The sequence below is a fragment of the Thalassobacillus devorans MSP14 genome, assembly GCF_000496835.1.
GTDB classification, from domain to species: domain Bacteria; phylum Bacillota; class Bacilli; order Bacillales; family Halobacillaceae; genus Thalassobacillus; species Thalassobacillus devorans_B.
Genome location: NZ_KI543236.1, coordinates 1,601,213 through 1,620,696, shown reverse-complemented (window position 1 = coordinate 1,620,696; position 19,484 = coordinate 1,601,213). Strand labels below are relative to the sequence as shown.

Below are 19,484 nucleotides of genomic sequence, written 5' to 3'. Positions count from 1 at the left end.
AGGCTTGTCTTAAGCTTGTCGGGGGTGAACAAGGCGCTTGCGCTTTTGTTCTTTTTGAAGTTTAAAAATATACTGGACTATATATTGTTGCGAGCTTTTACATAGTACATTTACTTATTCTCAAGAGTCGGAAGACAAACCTCTTGTGAATGGGAAAAGCATTGCTTATCGCGAAAACCTTGTGAAGAATCATAAGTTTTTCCTATACTTGTTTGATTCAAGTATGGAGGCCGGAGTTGTATCGTAGTTCATTTAACCATAGAAAAAATGGTGCTTTTTGTAGTATAATGTACCGGATGGATTAAGGAGGATGGGCAATGTCTGATTCGAACTTTAAGGATTTATATCAAAAACGCTTGAAAAAAAGAGGAGAAGAAGCAAGCACAGTACGTAAAGTTGTAGCTATCGTACTGACGACATTATTAGTTGTTTTTATTGGCGGCGGTATCGCCGGTTATTTATATATCAAAGCAGCTTTAGAGCCGGTTGATCCAAATGCAGAAGAAGAAATTACAGTCGAGATTCCACTAGGTTCTTCCACTTCTTCTATTGCAAGTATATTAGAAGAAAAAAACCTAATTAAAAATGATGTGATTTTTCGATTTTATACTAAGTTCAAAAATGAATCTGATTTTCAGGCAGGGGAATACCAATTCACCCAGGCTATGACAATCGACCAATTGATCGAGTCATTGAAGACTGGAAAAGTAATCAGAGAGCCGTTGTTTCGGGTAACTGTCCCAGAAGGCAGAAAAATCACAGAAATCGCCGAGACCTTTGCAAAATCCAAACAGACAGACTTCACAGCTGAAGCATTTATAAAAAAAGCGGATAATCCTAAATATATCAAAAAATTGATGGAGCAATATCCGCAATTATTGACCGAGGAAATTCAATCACCTAAAATTCGTCACCCTTTAGAGGGGTATTTATTTGCTTCCACTTATGATTTTTATGAAAAAAATCCAAGTATAGAAACAATTATTGAAAGAATGCTGACCAGAACACAGGAAATTGTATTGCCTTATAGACCTGAACTGGAAAACCTGAGTATTTCTACTGTGCATGAACTGATTACCATGGCTTCCCTTTTGGAAAACGAAGCACCTAAAGCTGAAGACCGTAAGAAAATAGCTGGTGTCTTTTATAATCGTCTGGAAAAAGAAATGCCGCTTCAAACAGATCCTACAGTTTTATATGCACTTGGCAAACATAAAGATAGAGTCCTTCATAAAGATTTGGAAGTGGAATCCCCCTACAATACCTACCAGATAAAAGGACTACCGGTAGGACCAATATCAAATTTCAACAAAAATTCACTGGAGGCTGCAGTGAATCCACCAGAGTCTGATTATTTATATTTCGTAGCCGATAGCGAAGGAAATGTTTATTATTCGAAGAACTATGATGAACATCTCAAAAAGAAAAAAAAGCACATTGATAGCCAAAGGTAAGTAAAGGGCCGTCTCTGCAGGGTTCGAAAAGTCTGGAATAGATCAACACTATTTAAAGACAGGACCCTGATGAGACGGTCTTTTTAGTGTGTGAGATATTATAGTGAAGAAATGTAAACTTTATGTTAAAATATTAGGGTTGTAAAAATGTAAAAGGAAAGAACGGTTGGTAAAGGAGTGTTTATAATGGGCCGGACGGAAGAATACCTTGCTTCACTATTACCAGCTAACCCGCTATGGGCTGATGAACTGGAGCAGTTTGCCAAAGAAAACCAAGTTCCGATTATGGAGCCATCAGGTATACATTATTTAATGCAGCTTGTACGAGTCAAACGACCTAAAAGAATTTTAGAAATAGGGGCGGCCATCGGTTATTCAGCCCTGCGAATGTTAGAAGCTTATCCGGGAACTACGATAGTAACAATCGAGCGGGACCCTGAACGTTATCAACAGGCTAGAACCAACCTTGAAAGACTAGATGAAGACACCCGAATCGAACTTGTCTTAGGGGATGCTCTTGAATTGCAAGACGAAATCCATGAAAAAGGTCCTTTTGATTTGCTATTTATAGATGCTGCTAAGGGTCAATATCAAAAATTCTTTGAGTATTATAGCCAGATGATTACAGACGAAGGAATCATTGTATCTGATAATGTTCTGTTTAAGGGATATCCTGCGGGAAAAGATGATGATAATAAGCGCATGCAAAAGATAGGTGACAAAATACGTTCCTATAATGATTGGTTGATCAGCCATCCCCACTACCATACTACGATTGTTCCGGTAGGAGATGGTATAGCGTTGACGGTTAAGAAGGTGACAGGACGGTGAAGAAACCATACCCGCTTCAAATAGTTGAAATCAAAGTTGAGCAACCTGTATACTCATATAACATGATGCGAAGGGAGAAACACAAAGCATGACTGAAAGACCAGTTGTAATCGGAGTCGCTGGGGGTACAGGGTCGGGAAAGACGAGTGTGACCCGGTCTGTAATCCAGCGGTTTGCAGATAAACCATTATTAATGATAGAACAAGATTATTATTATAAAGACCAATATCATCTGCCTATGGAAGAACGTCTGAAAACCAATTATGACCACCCTTTGGCGTTTGACAATGACTTATTAATTGAGCATTTGAAGCAGCTGATTCAGGAAAAGCCTATTGAGAAGCCGGTCTATGATTATAAAATACACACAAGATCGAATGAAACAATACATGTAGAACCTAGAGAAGTAATCATCGTCGAAGGGATACTTGTACTGGAAGATGCACGTCTCCGGGACCTGATGGATATTAAAGTTTTTGTTGATACCGATGCTGATGTCCGGATTATCCGCCGTTTAATGAGAGATATAAAAGAACGCGGCCGCTCAATTGATTCCGTAATTGAGCAATATATCAACGTGGTACGTCCCATGCATCTGCAATTTGTAGAGCCTACGAAAAGGTATGCGGACATCATCATCCCGGAAGGTGGTCAAAATCATGTTGCTATTGATTTGATGGCTACCAAAATAAAAACAATCCTGGAAGAACGAAGCGAGAAATAATTGGTAAAAAGAGTTGAAATGTCATATGAAATCTGGCATAGTTTTGTTTAGTAGTTCTAGATAGACATGATCCTCGATAAAATGAAGTATACTCAAGCAAGAGCGCATAAAAGCTATGTGCAACTCATAATTGAATTCACATTGGGGACAGGAATATAGTTTTGGGATAAAAGGAGTGTTTATGATATGGCTGAAGAGAAAAGCTATTATATGACCCAGGAAGGTAAAGAAAAGTTAGAGAATGAGCTTCATTACCTGAAGACTGAGCGCCGTCAGGAAGTAGTAGAAAGAATCAAAGTCGCCCGTGATTTTGGTGACCTTTCTGAGAACTCTGAATATGATTCAGCTAAAGATGAACAGGCATTTGTAGAAGCGCGTATTTCTCAAGTAGAAAATATGATTCGTAATGCTGTCATTATCGAAAATGATAATCAGAATCCTAATATGGTCTCCTTAGGAAAGTCTGTTACTTTCCAGGAACTTCCGGAAGGAGACGAAGAAAAATATACGATTGTCGGAAGTGCAGAAGCAGATCCCTTCGAAGGGAAAATTTCCAACGATTCTCCGATGGCTAAAAGTCTTATCGGGCATGAGATCGGAGAGCAGGTTACTGTTATGACTCCTGGAGGCGAAATTGAAGTGAAAATTGTAAGTGTAGAATAGTTTGCATAAAAAATGACGGGACTTCCCGTCATTTTTTGTTTGACAACGATAACGGAAATCCAGGCTGGAGATTGAAGGTTAGAGGTGGGACATAGTCATTGGTGTCCTGGTTTTTGATATTGTATTTCGTAATAACAGCAGCAGAGTGAAATCCAAAGATGTAAACAGGATATATATTATATATGCTGTGTGTTAATTTGAAACTAATAATAAAGATGAAGGAAAGGCTTATACGGGCAAGCTATGGGGTTTGGGCCAGCAAAGAGGAATTCAGCCACCTATGGTCATATTTCGGCCAAAAGACATCATGCAGGAATGCCTCTTTATCTGTGGCTATGATAAATTGAAATACTGTCTTTTCTTCGACCTGATCAAAATATACAACTTTTTCATTATGGAAGAAGATACAGAGTTGTTGAGCATTTTTGTCATAACCCATTTTGACGAAGCTTTGGTTTCCCCAGACATTTGGGTCGAAATCAGTATATTTCATATCATCACCTCGTTATTTTCTCTGGTACATACTTCTATTAGATACCTATGTAAAACTTCCTTCCTTAATTCCAAAAATAGTTTTGAATCGACAAAAATAGCCAACATTTTGTGGTGTCGTTTTTATTGGTTTCTCTATACGAATCTTATATAATATAACAAGGATAAAGGAGGGCTTATATTAATGGCGAATAATAATGATAAATATACACGTTCCACAAGGCGTCAAAAAAAGAAAAAAGGTAACCGGATGATTGCCTGGCTGGTCGGGGTAGCCGGTGCCATGATTTTATTATTAATTGTATTTTTTACAGTTATGGTGAATCTGGGGAATGATCAAGCCTCAGTAGAAGAAGAAAACTCAATTACTTTGAAAGAACAGTATAAGAATGATAAGGATGCCGCTCAAGACTCCAGCGAGCAGTCAGACGAGTCTGCTGATAATAAAAATAGTGAGAATAACACTGATGAATCCGGCAAAAGTGAGCAAGAAGGCTCTGAGGAAGATACTGTAAGTGATAAAGAAAAAGAGGAAGAGAAAGCAAAAAAAGAAGAAGAGAAAGCAGAAAAAGAAGATAAAGATAAAGAAAAGGAAAAAAATAAAAACAAAGAAGAAGAAAATGTCCAGGACAGTGATAAACCGAATGTCGATAAAGTTATCACAAAGAATTGGTCCCCTGTTCCTACAGAGCAGGAAAACCACACGAGAATAACTTTTGCTGAAGGTACACAAGATTGGGAAGAAATGACCAGTGCCATCGCTAAGGGAGCCGGTTTATCAAAAAGTGATATGATTCTCTGGTGGGCAGAGGGAAATGGTCCAAATAGCGTAATTGCAACAGTAACCAACAAAGCTCAAACAAAAAACTATCGTGTTTATGTCTCCTGGGTAGACGGTGCTGGCTATAAACCTACCAAAGTTGAAGTACTGCATAAAAACGACCAGAAGCATAGAGGATAAATGTCAGGATGGTAAAGCTATAGGGGGAATTATCAATGAGTATAGGGATTATTGGAGCAATGGACGAAGAAGTGAAATTATTGAAAGAAAGTATGGAGGATATTCATGAAGAAGAGGTAGCCGGCGTCCATTTTATTGAAGGCAAACTGCGCGGTCAAAATGTAACCGTACTGAAATCTGGCATTGGTAAGGTTAATGCTGCTATGGCAGCGACGATTCTGCAGGAGCGTTATCAACCCGATTATGTGATCAATACAGGTTCTGCGGGAGGTTTTGCGAAACAGCTGGAGGTAGGAGATATTGTCATTTCTTCGTTAGTAACACATCATGATGTGGATGTGACTGCTTTTCAATACGAGTATGGTCAAGTACCAGGTATGCCTGCAATGTATGCAGCTGATGAAGAGCTGATTGAAAAAGCCGAACGTGCAGTCGACCATTTGAACGTGTCATCAGCGAAGGGAATTATCGCAACTGGAGATGCTTTCATGCAGGAGGCTGATCGAGTCGATTTTGTCCGGGGCAAGTTTCCGGAAATGATAGCCGCAGAAATGGAAGCGGCAGCGATTGCTCAAGTAAGCTTTAAATACGGCACACCCTTTGTAATTATTCGGGCTTTATCGGATATTGCCGGTAAAGAATCTAATATCTCATTTGATCAGTTCCTGGAAACAGCAGCAGCCAATGCGGCTAATCTCATTATGAATATGCTGGAAGACATGCCACACTAATACCCATCTAACAACAATTACCACCGGGCAGGAATGGATTCCATGATAAAATGGAAGACATCGGGGGTGGTTTCGATGAATTCTATGAAACAATTAGAAAATAAAATTGAAGATTATAAACGCTTTATCATTACGTTAATCATAGTAAGCAGTTATTTTTTCGTCGGAACATTAATCAGTATGTATGTGTATCATAACCGATTAGAGGACCTGATGGTGACATTGACATTAATTGGTCTGGCTACAGCTTTTTACTTCACACTAAAGCTGACTGATTTCCAACGAAAATTATCGGAAGAAGAATAAAAAAGCAGGTGACGTTTTTTCAACGTTTCACCTGCTTTTTGTGTTTAATTTAATGATAGAAATACAGCCAATAACCGCCGCCAATAATTAATAATAATAGTAAGAGGACAATAGCTACTGAATACCATTGTCCACCTGGATTGTAATAGCTGCCATAAGGGTAAGGCGGGTAAGGACCATAAGAGCCATACATTGGTCAATCGCCTCCTGAATTAGGTTCTTACCCTATCCTATGCTTGGGTCAGTCGTTTGGTATAGTAGAAATACCCATTTTAGAGCGTTCATGTTTATAAAACTCATGGAAAATTTTCATTAGTGCTCTTTTTTCGATACGTGAAACATAGCTGCGTGAAATCCCCAGCTCTTTTGCAATCTCTCTTTGTGTTTTTTCTTCTTCAGCATTTAAACCGTAACGGGCAATCAATACCTCTTTTTCCCGATCATCGAGTATTGTAATGAATTCTTTTATTTTTTCAAGTTCCATTCCTAATTGGATTTGTTCAACTACATCGACATGTTCCGCTTTCAAAATATCAATAAGGCTTATTTCATTGCCTTCCTTATCTTGACCGATAGGATCATGGAGGGAAACGTCTTTTTTCGTTTTTTTCAAAGCTCTCAGATGCATAAGTATTTCATTTTCAATACAGCGTGCAGCATAAGTAGCCAGTTTAGTACCCTTGTTCGGAGAGTAGCTTTCAATCCCTTTGATCAAACCGATCGTTCCTATAGAGATTAGGTCTTCAGTATCTTCTTTGGTATTTTCGAACTTTTTGACGATATGAGCGACCAGTCTCAAGTTGTGTTCAATTAATAAATCCCTGGCTTCTGGATCGCCTTCTTGCAGCAGCTTAAGTTGTTTCGATTCTTCTTCTGGAGAAAGAGGATTGGGAAATGCCTGGTTTTTCACATAGGAGACGAAGAGGAAAGTTTCTTTGACCAAATAGATAAGAGACCCCAGGATGCTAGACACGATAACAGACCTCCTCCAGGTAATGGGCTTTTAACCTATAAATTAACTTATGTGTCGTGGGGGTTAATCGTGTCTGTCCAGTTGAAGAAATAACGGATAAATATAGAAAAAACCTGTCATACATTGGTATGACAGGTTTGTTGCATTGTCTAGGAAATTATAAAATTTAATGATCGTGGATAACATTTAGTAGTAGGCTGCATACAGCTCCAGCGCCTACCCCCTCGAGGTTTTAAGTCAATCCTCTCTGTGACCAAAATGTCACGACGAGGCTTGGCTTAAGCTTGTCGGGGGTGAGCAAGGCGCTTCCCTTTTGTTCTTGTATTTAATTGTCGATGGATTTTCTTTTTTCTTTAACAGCTTCAGCATAATCATCTCTGACGCTTTTATCCCAGAGTTTTACGCCATTATGGTACCCAGCACGGGAAATCATATGTCCTGATATGGGGGAGGTAACCATGACAAAGATCATTCCTAAAATTAATTTCCCACTGACGATCCCATGTTCCACATAAAGAAATAAAAAAGCTCCTATCATTATACCGGCAATTCCAAGTGTAGAACCCTTCGTTACAGCATGCAGTCTGATGTAAATGTCAGGAAAACGTAACATTCCGATGGAAGCAGAAAATATAAAGAAGGTGCCGGTTAACAGAGAAAGGCTGATGATGATATCGATCAGTAAATTAATCCAAGTCCCGCTCAATGATAACACCCTTTTCTAAAAATTTGGCTATAGCTATTGTTCCGATAAACAGCAAGATACCGATCAGGAGAACGACATCGTTCAATTGGGTGGTCACTAATACAATTGCCATAAGCCCTGCCAGAGCCATCAAGTTCACCCCGATATTATCCAATGCAACAGCGCGGTCTGGGTTAGTAGGGCCGGCGATTGCCCGGTACATGAGCATGATGACAGAAACAGCAATGACAACAATACAAATTAATGTTACGACAGTGATCATGGATTGTGTGAATTCTAATGCCTTTTCCATTATCTCGTCACCTCCATGATCGCCTTTTCAAATGTTTCTTTAATGTCATTGATGGACTCTACAACATCAGGAATATCGATAGCATGAATATAGATTTTTGAATTATCTTCGCTTACAGCTATAGATAATGTACCAGGAGTCAGAGAAATCAAATTCGCTAATATTGTAATTTCCCAATTGCTTTTCAACTCAGTCGGCAATGCGAAAATTCCTGGTTCAAAATCCAGTTTAGGCTTATAAACCAATTTGACTATTTCTATATTAGAAAGGGTCAATTCTTTAATAAAGAGTATAATCAGCTTTATTACTTTGATGACGCGATCCATATAAAAGGAATCTGGTATGAAACGCTGTAATACAAATAGCAGTAAAATACCGAGTAAGTAACCGACTAAAAAAGTGGAGAATGTGTAGCTTTCACTTAAAAACATCCACATCAGTGCAATAATAATATTAATGACTATTTGTAAATTCATAAATCACTACTCCTTCAGCACAGAATCAATATAGAGTTCTGGCGCCATCAGATACTCACCAATGGATTGAATCGCAGGATAGAACCATTCTGCTCCAACTCCCAGTATAACAGATAAGGCCAGTAAGCCAGCTATTGGTCCTGTAAACGCTCTAGCCGCTCGTTTATCTACGGGTAACCCTTCAACCTTTTCTCCCCAGAATGCTCCGATAAAAATGCGGATCATGGAAAACAAAATCAATAGACTGCTCAATAAAGCAACAATGACAATGGATATTTCCTCTTTTGCCAAACTACCTTGAAGCAGCAGCAGTTTCCCGATGAATCCACTGAAAGGTGGAATACCCGCCAAAACTAGAGAGGCAAGAAAGAAAAGCCATCCAAGTAAAGGGTAGTGATGAATCAAACCTCCCATTTTACGTAAGTCGGAGGTTCCAGCCAAGTGCACCAAAGCTCCTATTAATAAGAATAATGCTCCCTTGATTACCATATCGTGAACAAGGTAATAGACGGTCCCGCTTAAGGAAGTCTCTGTAAATACACCGATACCCATCAACATAAAACCAACTGCAGGTATGATGTTATAAGCAATAATAAGTTTTACATTATTAGTTGAGAGTGCTCCGATAACTCCGAAAATCATCGTCAAGCCTGCCAGCCACAGGAACAAGTTATGCGTAAGTCCCTGGTCATGGGTGAATATTAACGTAAACACCCGCAAAATCGAGTAAATACCTACTTTTGTTAGCAAAGCCCCAAATAACGCTGATACGACCGGATTAGGTACTGAGTAGGAGTTCGGTAGCCAATAATACAAAGGAAATACTGCCGCTTTTGTTGCAAATACGAAAAAAAGCAAGACGGCAACAGTAGTCAGGATACCCTGTTGGTCAACATCCTTCACACGTTCTGCGATTTGAGCCATGTTTACTGTGCCTACCACTGAATAAACGAAAGAAACGGCTGTGACAAACAACATGGAAGAAAAAAGGTTCAGCAGTAAATATTTAATTGATTCTCTTAGTTGTGCTTTGCCGCCACCTAACACAATCAGTGCGTAGGATGCCATTAGTAATACTTCAAAGAAAACGAACAGGTTGAACAAGTCACCTGTAAGAAAAGCACCGCTCACTCCGGAAATCAACAAGAAAAAGAAGGAGTAAAAATAGAAGGTTTCCTGTTGGTCAGTCAAGGATTTTGGGGCGTAAAAAGCTGCTGCTACTGCAATGATGTTAGTAGTCAGTACCAGCGTTACCGCAAGCAGGTCAGCGACAATAATAATACCGAAAGGGGCTTTCCAGGCCCCTGTTTCTAAAATCAATGTTCCGTTCTGTTTAACAAACGCAAAAATATAGGTCACTACTGCTAGGTTCAGGATGGTGGTCAGCTTAGCCAATCCTCTGACGAGTGGGAGTTTCTTTGGGAAAAAAGCTAATAGAATTCCTGCTAGTAAAGGTATGATGATTGGTAGTATAGCTAAATTACTCATAATCGTTGCCCCTTAATTGTTCGATATTATCCGTACCGTTCGCTTCGGAGGCTCTGTAAGCTAATACCAGCAGAAAGCTGGTTACCCCAAAGCTGATAACGATGGAAGTTAAAATTAAAGCTTGTGGCAGGGGATCTGTATAGTGTTCGACTCCCTCAACCAGAATAGGGGGAGCACCACCTTTTAGTCCTCCCATTGTCAAAATAAACAAATGGGCGCCATGGGAGATGAGAGCTGTTCCAATCGCAATCCGCAGCAGTTGTTTTTGAAGAAGGTTATAAACACCTGTTGCAAATAACAATCCTGCTACGATAGACATGATAATCTCCATTATACATCCCCCTTCTTATTTTTACGTAGTTTAATCATTCCATAAATGCCTAGTGCGGCGATACCGAGTACAGTGATCTCAAATAAAGTATCCAATCCACGCATGTCAACCAGTATCACGTTGACAATATTATCTCCGCCACCAAGCTTGTATGAATTTTCGATAAAGTAAGTGGAAATGGATTCGAACCATTTACTGCTATGAGAAGAGATGGCTACTAATGTCATCAATGCTCCAAATCCTATGGAAATAATCAAGTTCAGCGCTTTTGTACTCCAATCTTGTTGTCTGACTTCAAGTTTAGGCAAATGATTGAACGCCATCAGGAATAAAGCCACGGTGACAGTTTCTACAATCAACTGTGTCAAGGCAAGATCAGGAGCACGGTAGATAACAAATAAAATGGAAAGTCCATAACCGACTACACCTAAAATAATGATTGCTGCGATCCGGTTATTGGCCACTATCGTACCTATGGACGCAACCACCATCATGATAGCAACCAACAATTCAATGGCGGTAAACTCGGCTGTATTTTCCATGCTGAAACTGAATCCTCCAGTGATGATCATAAAGCTGAATGTAACGATCAGAATGGCAGATAAAATTAACCGGAAATACCTGCCCAGTGATCCATTCATATATCCTTTAGTGATTTTTTCCGAATAGGTTTCGGCACGTTTAACCAACCCATCATACACTTTATTCATACTTAATGGTCCTGGTATGAATCGGTAAACAGGCTCCCATTTTGTTCGAGTGAGCGCAAGGATGGTTCCGAAAGCAAGAACAGCCATAGACATGATTAAGGGCAAGTTGATTCCATGCCAGAAATAGATATGTTTTTCGACCTCTCCTCCATAAATGGAAGCGGCAGCATGACTGAGGAAAGGTTTATTGATTAATTCTGGGAATATACCAATTATAATTACACCAAGTACCAGCACTGCTGGAGAAATAAGCATTCCGACAGGCGCTTCGTGCGGCTTTTTTGGTAACTCGGAAACATTCGCTTTTCCCCGGAAAGTACCAAAGAAAAAGTACATGGAATAAACAAACGTAAATATGCTGCCGAACACAGCAAGGTATGGTAATACTTGCTGCAAAAAGGATGCCAGGGCATTGTTTGTGGCTTCAAATTCAAGTGTTGATCCAAAGAACATTTCCTTACTATAGAACCCATTTAAAAACGGCAGTGGAAAGCCTGCCATAGAGAAAGTAGCCAGAACAGCCAGTGTAGCTGTAATCGGCATAAAGGTCATTAATCCACCAAGCTTACGGATATCCCGTGACCCTGTTTCATGATCGACGATACCTGCCACCATAAACAGGCTCCCTTTAAAGGTAGCGTGGTTAAGAATATGGAACACTGCCCCAAAGATAGCAGCTTTAGTACCGAAACCGAGCATGGCCATAATCATACCAAGCTGACTGATGGTAGAGAATGCCAGTATCCCCTTCAGGTCTGTTTGGCGGACAGCCATATAAGATGCCCACATTAACGTGAAGATCCCAAACCCGCTGACAACGATGAAGAACCATTCAGACTCAGCGAATATAGGAATATAACGGGCTACCAAATAGATACCTGCCTTTACCATCGTAGCTGAATGAAGATAGGCACTGACTGGTGTAGGGGCTTCCATCGCATCCGGGAGCCAGATATGGAATGGAAACTGGGCTGATTTAGTAAATGCTCCTAATAATAACAGCCCGAATATTAAAGGGAAAAATTCATGATTCAAAATGATACTCTTTTGAGAAATCATCTGTTGAATGCTGGTTGTGTTAGTGATTACAGACATAAATACAAGGGAACCCAGCATGCTAAGTCCCCCGAATACAGTAATGAGCATTGATTTCAACGCACCATATCGCGAACCTCTGCGATGGTTCCAATAACCGATCAACAAGAAGGAAGATAAAGAAGTGAATTCCCAAAAGGTGTATAATACAAAAACATTATCCGACAGTACTACCCCGAGCATAGACCCCATGAATATTAAAAAATATACATAAAAGTTGCCAAGCTGCTCTGATTTATGCAGATAGTAGATAGAATAGAAAGCCACTAATGTACCAATACCGCTTATCAATAAAACGAATAATAAGCTTAATCCATCCAAATAAAAGTTCATATTCATATTTAAGGATGGTATCCAGGTATAACTCCTGGTTACAGGTTTAAACCCTCCCCCTATGAATTGGATAAAGTAAAGAAAGACAATAAAAGGTATTAGGGTAACGAAAATGCCAGTATGTATCCTGTTCTTCATCTTAGCTAGAAAAGGGATGAAGATGGATGCTATGAAGGGTAATAAAACGGCAAACAACATCAAGCTGATCCTCCTCTGATTAATGTATATAAAAGTCTAGCACGGACTGATCATAGAAACTTAGTCACTCAATTGTAATCAAAAATTACACGATTATTCAACTAAATGTAACTAATTCATAATCTTCTTTTAGTGTGTCCCATAGTCTTATTAAATAAGAAGAAACATGGAATAATTTTAAAAATAAAAATAACGCACTTTTGGTTGCCAAAAGTGCGTTATTGGGGAATTTTACCTCTATCAGCTGGTTTTTTTTATTGAAGGGTGTATGGACCGTCTATGTAATTCTTCTTCAATCAATTCTATAAACTCTTTACTTAAGTTCAGTTCTAATGCTTTTTGGTAGGATTCAATCAACAGCTTATCAGTCAAATGCTCCATATAGCGTCACAAAATAGCGTGACGTTCACCTCCAATCAGGTGTAATCAATTTCGAAAACGTATCCTATCTCCTTTGGTAACCCAACTTTACCATGAAAGTTGCACCCATACAACAGAGTAGTTATCTACAGCAAAATGTAGATAACTTGTGTATAAATGCTGGTTTATTCATAGAAATATTGTCAAAGGTATGTGGAAAATGTGCATAAACTTATCCACAGGTGAGATTTTGACGTAATTTGTCGAACGATTTTTAGAATGATACGAATTACTTTGAATCATGCGTGGAATTTGTATATGATGGGTAAGGAGTAAAAAAGGTGCGGGTAAATAGCGAATGAGGTGAATGGGTTGTTCAATAAATTCTTACCGAATGAACATGTAGACAGTATATTTGAAATTAAACCTGAAGATTTAAAAGCACGGGGGATTAAGGGTATTATTACAGATTTGGATAACACCTTAGTAGCTTGGGATGTTCCTGAAGCTACACCAGAAATCCTCCAGTGGTTCAAGGTCATGGATGAGCATGGAATCAAGGTGACAATTACTTCAAATAATAAGCAAGAGCGGGTTCGGGTTTTTTCCCAGCCATTGGATACCAGTTTCATTTACAGTGCGAGAAAGCCTTTGTCCTATGCTTTTAAAAAAGCACAGAAGCAAATGGAAATGAACAAAGAAGAGATCGTGGTCGTCGGCGACCAGTTGCTCACTGACGTTCTTGGAGGAAACTTTGCAGGATTTCATACTATCTTAGTTGTTCCGATTGTAGAAACGGATGGCTTCTTCACACGTTTGAATCGGAAAGTTGAGCGCAGGATTCTGAAGTGGATGAGAAAAAAAGGTAAACTGACTTGGGAGGAATAAAGATTGAATAAGGAAATCATATGCCAGGGATGCGGCGTCCAAATACAGACGGAACACCCTGATCAGCCGGGATTTGCGCCTGCTTCTGCGTTAGAAAGGGAAGAAGTGATTTGCAAGCGGTGTTTCCGCTTGAAAAATTATAACGAAGTACAGGATGTACCTTATCAGGATGACGACTTTTTACAAATGTTGCATCAAATATCTGAAACTGACAGCCTTATTGTCAATTTAATTGATATATTTGATTTCAATGGAAGTTTCATACCTGGGCTGGCACGCTTAACAGGGAACAATCCTATTTTATTGGTTGGCAATAAAATGGATTTGCTTCCGAAGTCAGTCAATCATAATAAAGTCAGACAATGGCTTCGCCGGGCTTCAAAAGAATTAGGAATGAAAGTAGAAGATGTTCAATTGATCTCAGCTGCCAGGGGGCAGGGGATTGAAGAATTGTCCTCAGTCATTGATCGTATGAGAAATGGAAAGGACGTCTATATCGTAGGCACCACTAATGTAGGAAAGTCTACCTTTATTAATCGTTTGATCAGTCGAACACATGGAGTGAGTGATGCTATCACTACCTCTTATTTTCCTGGTACGACTCTTGGTTTCATCGATGTTCCCCTTGATGATGGTTCATCACTTTTCGATACGCCAGGAGTAATTCACCGTCATCAAATCGCTCACTATCTTTCTGACAAGGACTTGAAGCGGATTACACCTAAAAAAGAAATAAAGCCTATGGTTTTTCAACTTAATGATAAACAAACACTATTCTTTGGCGGGCTGGTACGCATGGACTTTGATGAAGGGGATAGGAGCTCATTCATTTGCTATGTGTCCAATGACTTGCCAATCCACCGAACTAAGCTGGAGAAAGCGGATGAACTATATCATAATCACTTAGGAGAACTTTTGTCACCTCCTGATGAAACAACCCTTAAACGATTACCCGAATTGAAGCCTGCTTCGTATAGAATAGCAGAAGATAAAACGGATATCGTAATTTCCGGTTTAGGATGGATTACTGTACCAGAGGGACCTGTATCAGTAACGGTCCATACTCCTCAAGGGGTTAAAGTATCTTTAAGGGAATCTTTAATATAATAAGGGGTGTAGATTTATGAAGCTAGGTTTGATAGGCAATCCCATCAAGCACTCGTTGTCCCCATGGATCCATAATCAATTGTTGCAACAAGCGAATATATCTGGGGAATATAATTTATATGAGTTGGAACCAGGGAGTTTTACTGAACAAGTGGAACTCTTGAGGAAAGAAGGATTGAACGGATTTAATGTAACAGTCCCATTCAAGCAGAAGATCATGATGGAACTGGATGACGTTGACACACAAGCTGAATTGATCGGTGCAGTGAACACAGTCAAAGTGGAGAATGGTCAATGGACAGGGTTTAATACCGATGGGAAAGGGTTTCTGAATTCTTTAAAGGTCAAATACCCGGATATATCCAGCTCTGACATTAATATTTTAATCCTGGGTGCAGGTGGTGCCGCGAAGGGTATTTTTTATACCTTAGTACATGCGGGATTTGAAAATATAGACATTGCGAATCGTACATCAGCTCGTGTTAAAGAAATGACGAAAGGCAATGATAAAACCAAACGAAGTGGAATACTTTCACTTGCAGAAGCTGAAAATCATGTAGCTGATTATGATCTAATCATTCAAACGACAACTGTTGGAATGAAACCTCATACAGAACAGCAAATTATTTCCCTGGAGAATATTCGTGAAGGTACAATTGTCAGTGATATAGTCTATCAGCCATTAATGACAGCTTTTCTGAAGGAAGCGTCGGAAAAAGGGGCAAGGATCCATCAGGGCCACGAAATGCTGCTTTACCAAGCGGTGTATGCCTTTGAAATCTGGACAGGAGCCTCGTTGGATGAACAAGGACTGCTAGAAACACTGGAAGCACATTTGAAAGGAGCATAAACTCATGCTTACAGGAAAACAAAAGCGTTATTTGCGTGCTCAAGCTCATCATATGAATCCGATTTTTCAAGTTGGAAAAACCGGTGTCAATGAAAATATGATTGCTCAGATTGACGACGCTCTGGAAAAAAGAGAACTACTTAAAGTCAGCGTCCTTCAAAATTGTATGGAGGACAAAAATGAAGTGGCAGAAGAATTGGTAACAGGTACCGGGGCGGAACTTGTCCAAGTCATAGGAAATACGATTGTGTTATATAAAGAATCAGAGGAAAACAAACAAATTGAACTTCCTTAATAAGGGGAGGGTTATATGAAGCGTGTTGGAATTCTGGGAGGTACATTTGATCCTCCTCATCTGGGTCATTTGATTATTGCCGAGGAGGTTTATCAAAGCTTAAATCTGGATGAGGTCTGGTTCATTCCATCTAATCAACCGCCACATAAAGACAATGCCAATGCAGACAATCGGGATCGGCTCGAGATGGTAAAGGCTGCCACGGCTGGTAATGACCATTTTTCTATTAATGATATTGAATTACGAAGAAATGGTAAATCCTATACCTATGATACCATCAGCCAATTGAAACAAAGGTACCCGGATACTTCCTTTTATTTCATTATCGGAGGAGACATGGTAGAATATTTGCCAAAGTGGCATGCTATCGATAAACTGATAGAACTTGTCCAGTTTGTCGGAGTGAAACGCAGCGGATATCCATTAAGCAGTCCTTATTCCATTAAGGAAGTAGAGATTCCGGTAATTGAAATTTCTTCAACGATGATCAGGGAACGTTTAGAACAGGGGCAGGAAATCAAGTATTTAGCGCCCGATGCTGTGATTGAATATATAAAGGAGCATCGATTATATGAATCTTGACCGTGATACGGCACTGCAACTTGTAAAAGCTAAATTAAAAAAAGAGCGTTTTGAACATACCATCCGGGTAGCAGATACAGCAGTGAAACTGGCTGAAATGTATGGTGCTGATGTGGAAAAAGCCGAGCGGGCTGCCATCTTACATGATTATGCAAAGTATCGAAACAAAGAAGAAATGAAGCGGTGGATCAAAGCTGACCAACGTCTGCCGAAGGATTTATTACATTATCATCATGAATTGTGGCATGGGCCTGTAGGAGCATTGTTACTTGAAAAAGAAGCAGGTCTTGATGATGCGGAAGTCGCTGCAGCCATTACCTGTCATACAACTGGTAAAGCAAATATGAGTCTATTAGATAAAGTACTATTTCTGGCCGATTATATAGAGCCGGGGAGAAAGTTTCCAGGTATTGATGAGGTGCGGGAAACAGCACAGGAGAATTTGGATAAAGCATGTCTTCAGGCTGCACAGAACACGATTTTCTTCTTAATGTCCAAAGGACAAAAAGTTTATCCGGATACACTTCATAACTATAATCATTTAATAAATACAATCACCCATAGATGAAATGGAGGGGTTTGAAGATGGATAGTAAAGAATTGATGATACTTGCTGCACAAGCATGTGATGATAAACGAGCGGAAGATATTGTCGTATTGGATATGGGAGAAGTATCTCTTATCGCCGATTATTTTTTGATCTGCGAGGGTTCAAATGAACGGCAGGTTCAGGCTATTGCTCGTGAAGTAAAAGAAAAAGCGGAAGAAGCAGGGTTATCTGTTACAAGGATTGAAGGTTTTGAACAAGCTCGTTGGATTCTTGTCGACTTGAACGGTGTTATCTGCCACATTTTCCATAAGGACGAGCGAAATTATTATAATTTAGAACGGTTATGGGGAGATGCTCCGACCGTTGCGATTGAAAGCGTCTGAGTGCCCATGTCCTATGGTGAAATGGCCTCCGTTTATGATCTTTTGATGCAGGATGTGCCATATGACGAGTGGGTTTCCTTTACAGAAGATCATGCTTCAGGGATCCATATGTTGGATATGGGGTGCGGAACCGGGGAAATTACTATTCGTCTGGCTGAAAAGGGATATCAAATGACGGGTGTCGATCTTTCAGAAGATATGCTTGCGATCGCTAACCATAAGACACCTTCTCACACAAGGATTCATTGGCTGCATCAGGATATACGCAATCTGGCCGGTTTAAAAGACTATGATACAGTGATCAGTTATTTTGATGTCCTTAATTACATCACTTCCCTGGAGGATTTAAAGGCTGTCTTCAGGCAAACATATAATATTCTGAAGCCTGGTGGAACTTTTATTTTTGATGTGCACTCGCTTAGCCATCTGCAACAAAGTATGGCCGGGAAAACTTTTGCAGAAGTTTATGATGAAACAACCTATATTTGGTTTTGCGAACATGGGGAGCAAGCAGATACTTTTGTCCATGACTTGACTTTTTTTATACAAAAACCTGAGGGTTCTTATAAACGTTTTGATGAATATCACACCCAGCGAGGTTACAGGATGGATCGTTTGAAAAAAGAGTTGCATGCGGCAGGTTTTATAATCATGGCAATTTATGCGGATTTAAACCGGGAACCGGTACATAATGATGCAGATGGCGATCGTTTGTTTTTTATATGTAAGAGAAAATGAATCACAGGAGATGACAGTGATCTCCTGTGATTTTTAAATTTCCGCTATGCATCTTAGGAGGCATAAGGTAATATTATATATAAGGACTTCAATCCTGCTTCAGCATTAACTTATCCGCTTTATGCTTCTTTTGCGTTGCCTGGAACATCTTCTCGAATAAGTCTCCGATATTTTGTTCTAACGCAATCAATCCTTCCCCGGTGACCCCACCTTTAACACTTACTTTCTTCCTTAATGTTTCTAAGGTATAATGATTTTTTGCCAGTAAACTCCCATACCCGATCAGCATTTCTGTAGTTAACTCTGTGGCTGTTTCCTCAGGCAGTCCAGCTACCTCCCCGGCAGCTTCAATCCACCTTTCCATCAAGAAACTTATAAAAGCTGGCCCGCATGAAACGATATCAGAGCAAACTCTGATGTAGGGTTCCTCAATTTCAATCGGCCGTGAAATGAATTTATATGTTTGCTTCAATAAAGCTTTCATTTCAGGTTTTACAGACTCGCCAAAACTCATCAACGTTGTTCCGGAAAAAGATCGGTTCGTGATGGAGGGTACAATTCTCGCTACCTGGCACGGTAGTGCTTTCTCCAGTTCATCTACCCCCACAGGGCTCGTAATAGAAACTACACACTGGCTATCTTTAATGTAAGGTTTTATTTCTGTAAGTAATTCTTTCATATCGTGCGGCTTTACACACAGCATGATGATATCCGATTCAACGATTAAGTCACCTAATTCTTTTTTTATTCCAAGACCAGGATGTCTTTGTTTAAGGTCATAAGCTTTTTCTAAAGATCGGTTGGTCACGATCATTTCGGTTGCTTCCAGTGAGCCGCTTTCAATCAATGATTCAATGACAATCGTTCCCATGTTTCCGGTCCCAATGACTCCCCAAATCATGTTATACCTCCTTTAGATTATCTATTATTTCATCTATATGAACTAAGCTCGATTTATAGGAAAGGA

The 19,484-nt window shown here is 39.7% G+C and carries 26 protein-coding genes; 15 read left to right on the top strand and 11 right to left on the bottom strand.

From position 1 onward, the window contains the following. Positions 1–317 precede the first annotated feature (317 nt). The 4 genes from mltG (at position 318) to greA (ending at position 3,672) form a co-directional block, all read left to right on the top strand. Positions 318–1,454, top strand: coding sequence for an endolytic transglycosylase MltG (mltG, locus tag P855_RS0109230; RefSeq protein ID WP_028783301.1), 1,137 nt, complete (start codon positions 318–320; stop codon positions 1,452–1,454). A 186-nt stretch (positions 1,455–1,640) separates the two neighbouring features. Then, complete coding sequence (locus P855_RS0109225) at positions 1,641–2,285, top strand: O-methyltransferase (RefSeq protein ID WP_028783300.1); 645 nt, start codon at positions 1,641–1,643, stop codon at positions 2,283–2,285. 88 nt (positions 2,286–2,373) lie between these two features. After that, positions 2,374–3,009 carry a uridine kinase gene (gene udk / locus P855_RS0109215; RefSeq protein WP_028783299.1) on the top strand — a complete coding sequence of 212 codons (636 nt, stop codon included), beginning with the start codon at positions 2,374–2,376 and terminating at the stop codon, positions 3,007–3,009. A 186-nt stretch (positions 3,010–3,195) separates the two neighbouring features. Further along, positions 3,196–3,672: a transcription elongation factor GreA gene (gene greA, locus P855_RS0109210; RefSeq protein WP_028783298.1), complete on the top strand. Its 477-nt coding sequence runs from the start codon at positions 3,196–3,198 to the stop codon at positions 3,670–3,672. Between the two features lie 241 nt (positions 3,673–3,913). Here the strand turns inward: greA and P855_RS0109205 are convergent, their stop codons facing one another. Beyond that, a complete protein-coding gene (locus P855_RS0109205) occupies positions 3,914–4,165 on the bottom strand; it encodes a KTSC domain-containing protein (protein ID WP_028783297.1) in 252 nt (83 codons plus the stop codon). Positions 4,166–4,348: 183 nt separating this feature from the next. Here P855_RS0109205 and P855_RS21510 point away from each other — a divergent pair, with 183 nt between their 5' ends. The 3 genes from P855_RS21510 (at position 4,349) to P855_RS0109190 (ending at position 6,162) form a co-directional block, all read left to right on the top strand. Further along, a complete protein-coding gene (locus P855_RS21510) occupies positions 4,349–5,125 on the top strand; it encodes a DUF1510 family protein (protein WP_051353127.1) in 777 nt (258 codons plus the stop codon). A gap of 35 nt (positions 5,126–5,160) precedes the next feature. Further along, positions 5,161–5,856: a 5'-methylthioadenosine/S-adenosylhomocysteine nucleosidase gene (gene mtnN, locus P855_RS0109195; RefSeq protein ID WP_028783296.1), complete on the top strand. Its 696-nt coding sequence runs from the start codon at positions 5,161–5,163 to the stop codon at positions 5,854–5,856. A gap of 75 nt (positions 5,857–5,931) precedes the next feature. After that, on the top strand, positions 5,932–6,162 hold the full coding sequence (locus tag P855_RS0109190) for a YrhC family protein (RefSeq protein WP_028783295.1): 231 nt from the start codon (positions 5,932–5,934) through the stop codon (positions 6,160–6,162). A 49-nt stretch (positions 6,163–6,211) separates the two neighbouring features. On the opposite strand, the gene P855_RS22385 is transcribed toward P855_RS0109190, so the two are convergent. From P855_RS22385 to sda, 9 genes are all read right to left on the bottom strand, one after another. After that, on the bottom strand, positions 6,212–6,355 hold the full coding sequence (locus P855_RS22385; protein WP_200865944.1) for a hypothetical protein: 144 nt from the start codon (positions 6,353–6,355) through the stop codon (positions 6,212–6,214). 48 nt (positions 6,356–6,403) lie between these two features. Continuing rightward, complete coding sequence (sigK, locus tag P855_RS0109180; protein WP_028783294.1) at positions 6,404–7,135, bottom strand: RNA polymerase sporulation sigma factor SigK; 732 nt, start codon at positions 7,133–7,135, stop codon at positions 6,404–6,406. Between the two features lie 325 nt (positions 7,136–7,460). Then, entirely contained in the window at positions 7,461–7,841 is a 381-nt protein-coding gene (mnhG, locus tag P855_RS0109175; protein WP_037985743.1) for a monovalent cation/H(+) antiporter subunit G, read from the bottom strand. Continuing rightward, complete coding sequence (locus tag P855_RS0109170; protein WP_028783292.1) at positions 7,822–8,133, bottom strand: Na(+)/H(+) antiporter subunit F1; 312 nt, start codon at positions 8,131–8,133, stop codon at positions 7,822–7,824. Before P855_RS0109170 ends, mnhG begins: the two co-directional genes overlap by 20 nt. Beyond that, positions 8,133–8,609, bottom strand: coding sequence for a Na+/H+ antiporter subunit E (locus P855_RS0109165; protein WP_028783291.1), 477 nt, complete (start codon positions 8,607–8,609; stop codon positions 8,133–8,135). The genes P855_RS0109170 and P855_RS0109165 overlap by 1 nt, the downstream gene beginning before the upstream one ends. A 6-nt stretch (positions 8,610–8,615) precedes the next feature. Further along, positions 8,616–10,097, bottom strand: a complete 1,482-nt coding sequence (locus P855_RS0109160; RefSeq protein ID WP_028783290.1) for a Na+/H+ antiporter subunit D — start codon at positions 10,095–10,097, stop codon at positions 8,616–8,618. Continuing rightward, on the bottom strand, positions 10,090–10,428 hold the full coding sequence (locus P855_RS0109155; protein ID WP_028783289.1) for a Na(+)/H(+) antiporter subunit C: 339 nt from the start codon (positions 10,426–10,428) through the stop codon (positions 10,090–10,092). The genes P855_RS0109160 and P855_RS0109155 overlap by 8 nt, the downstream gene beginning before the upstream one ends. Then, positions 10,428–12,764 carry a Na+/H+ antiporter subunit A gene (locus P855_RS0109150; protein WP_028783288.1) on the bottom strand — a complete coding sequence of 779 codons (2,337 nt, stop codon included), beginning with the start codon at positions 12,762–12,764 and terminating at the stop codon, positions 10,428–10,430. Before P855_RS0109150 ends, P855_RS0109155 begins: the two co-directional genes overlap by 1 nt. 240 nt (positions 12,765–13,004) lie before the next feature. Further along, the gene (gene sda, locus P855_RS21795; RefSeq protein ID WP_028783287.1) at positions 13,005–13,145 is read right to left on the bottom strand and encodes a sporulation histidine kinase inhibitor Sda; all 141 of its coding nucleotides are present in this window, start codon (positions 13,143–13,145) and stop codon (positions 13,005–13,007) included. 351 nt (positions 13,146–13,496) lie between these two features. Here sda and P855_RS0109140 point away from each other — a divergent pair, with 351 nt between their 5' ends. The 8 genes from P855_RS0109140 to P855_RS0109105 are packed head-to-tail and all read left to right on the top strand — an operon-like array spanning position 13,497 to position 18,517. Continuing rightward, a complete protein-coding gene (locus tag P855_RS0109140; protein ID WP_028783286.1) occupies positions 13,497–14,012 on the top strand; it encodes a YqeG family HAD IIIA-type phosphatase in 516 nt (171 codons plus the stop codon). Positions 14,013–14,015: 3 nt separating this feature from the next. After that, positions 14,016–15,119: a ribosome biogenesis GTPase YqeH gene (gene yqeH / locus P855_RS0109135; RefSeq protein ID WP_028783285.1), complete on the top strand. Its 1,104-nt coding sequence runs from the start codon at positions 14,016–14,018 to the stop codon at positions 15,117–15,119. 16 nt (positions 15,120–15,135) lie between these two features. Then, positions 15,136–15,969: a shikimate dehydrogenase gene (gene aroE, locus P855_RS0109130; protein ID WP_028783284.1), complete on the top strand. Its 834-nt coding sequence runs from the start codon at positions 15,136–15,138 to the stop codon at positions 15,967–15,969. A gap of 4 nt (positions 15,970–15,973) precedes the next feature. Next, positions 15,974–16,264, top strand: a complete 291-nt coding sequence (yhbY, locus tag P855_RS0109125; protein ID WP_028783283.1) for a ribosome assembly RNA-binding protein YhbY — start codon at positions 15,974–15,976, stop codon at positions 16,262–16,264. 15 nt (positions 16,265–16,279) lie between these two features. After that, positions 16,280–16,846: a nicotinate-nucleotide adenylyltransferase gene (locus P855_RS0109120; RefSeq protein ID WP_028783282.1), complete on the top strand. Its 567-nt coding sequence runs from the start codon at positions 16,280–16,282 to the stop codon at positions 16,844–16,846. Continuing rightward, on the top strand, positions 16,836–17,414 hold the full coding sequence (gene yqeK / locus P855_RS0109115; RefSeq protein WP_028783281.1) for a bis(5'-nucleosyl)-tetraphosphatase (symmetrical) YqeK: 579 nt from the start codon (positions 16,836–16,838) through the stop codon (positions 17,412–17,414). Before P855_RS0109120 ends, yqeK begins: the two co-directional genes overlap by 11 nt. Before the next feature lie 17 nt (positions 17,415–17,431). Next, positions 17,432–17,779: a ribosome silencing factor gene (gene rsfS / locus P855_RS0109110; RefSeq protein WP_028783280.1), complete on the top strand. Its 348-nt coding sequence runs from the start codon at positions 17,432–17,434 to the stop codon at positions 17,777–17,779. Between the two features lie 6 nt (positions 17,780–17,785). Then, complete coding sequence (locus P855_RS0109105) at positions 17,786–18,517, top strand: class I SAM-dependent DNA methyltransferase (protein ID WP_028783279.1); 732 nt, start codon at positions 17,786–17,788, stop codon at positions 18,515–18,517. A gap of 88 nt (positions 18,518–18,605) precedes the next feature. Here the strand turns inward: P855_RS0109105 and comER are convergent, their stop codons facing one another. Next, complete coding sequence (comER, locus tag P855_RS0109100) at positions 18,606–19,418, bottom strand: late competence protein ComER (RefSeq protein WP_028783278.1); 813 nt, start codon at positions 19,416–19,418, stop codon at positions 18,606–18,608. Positions 19,419–19,484 lie beyond the last annotated feature (66 nt).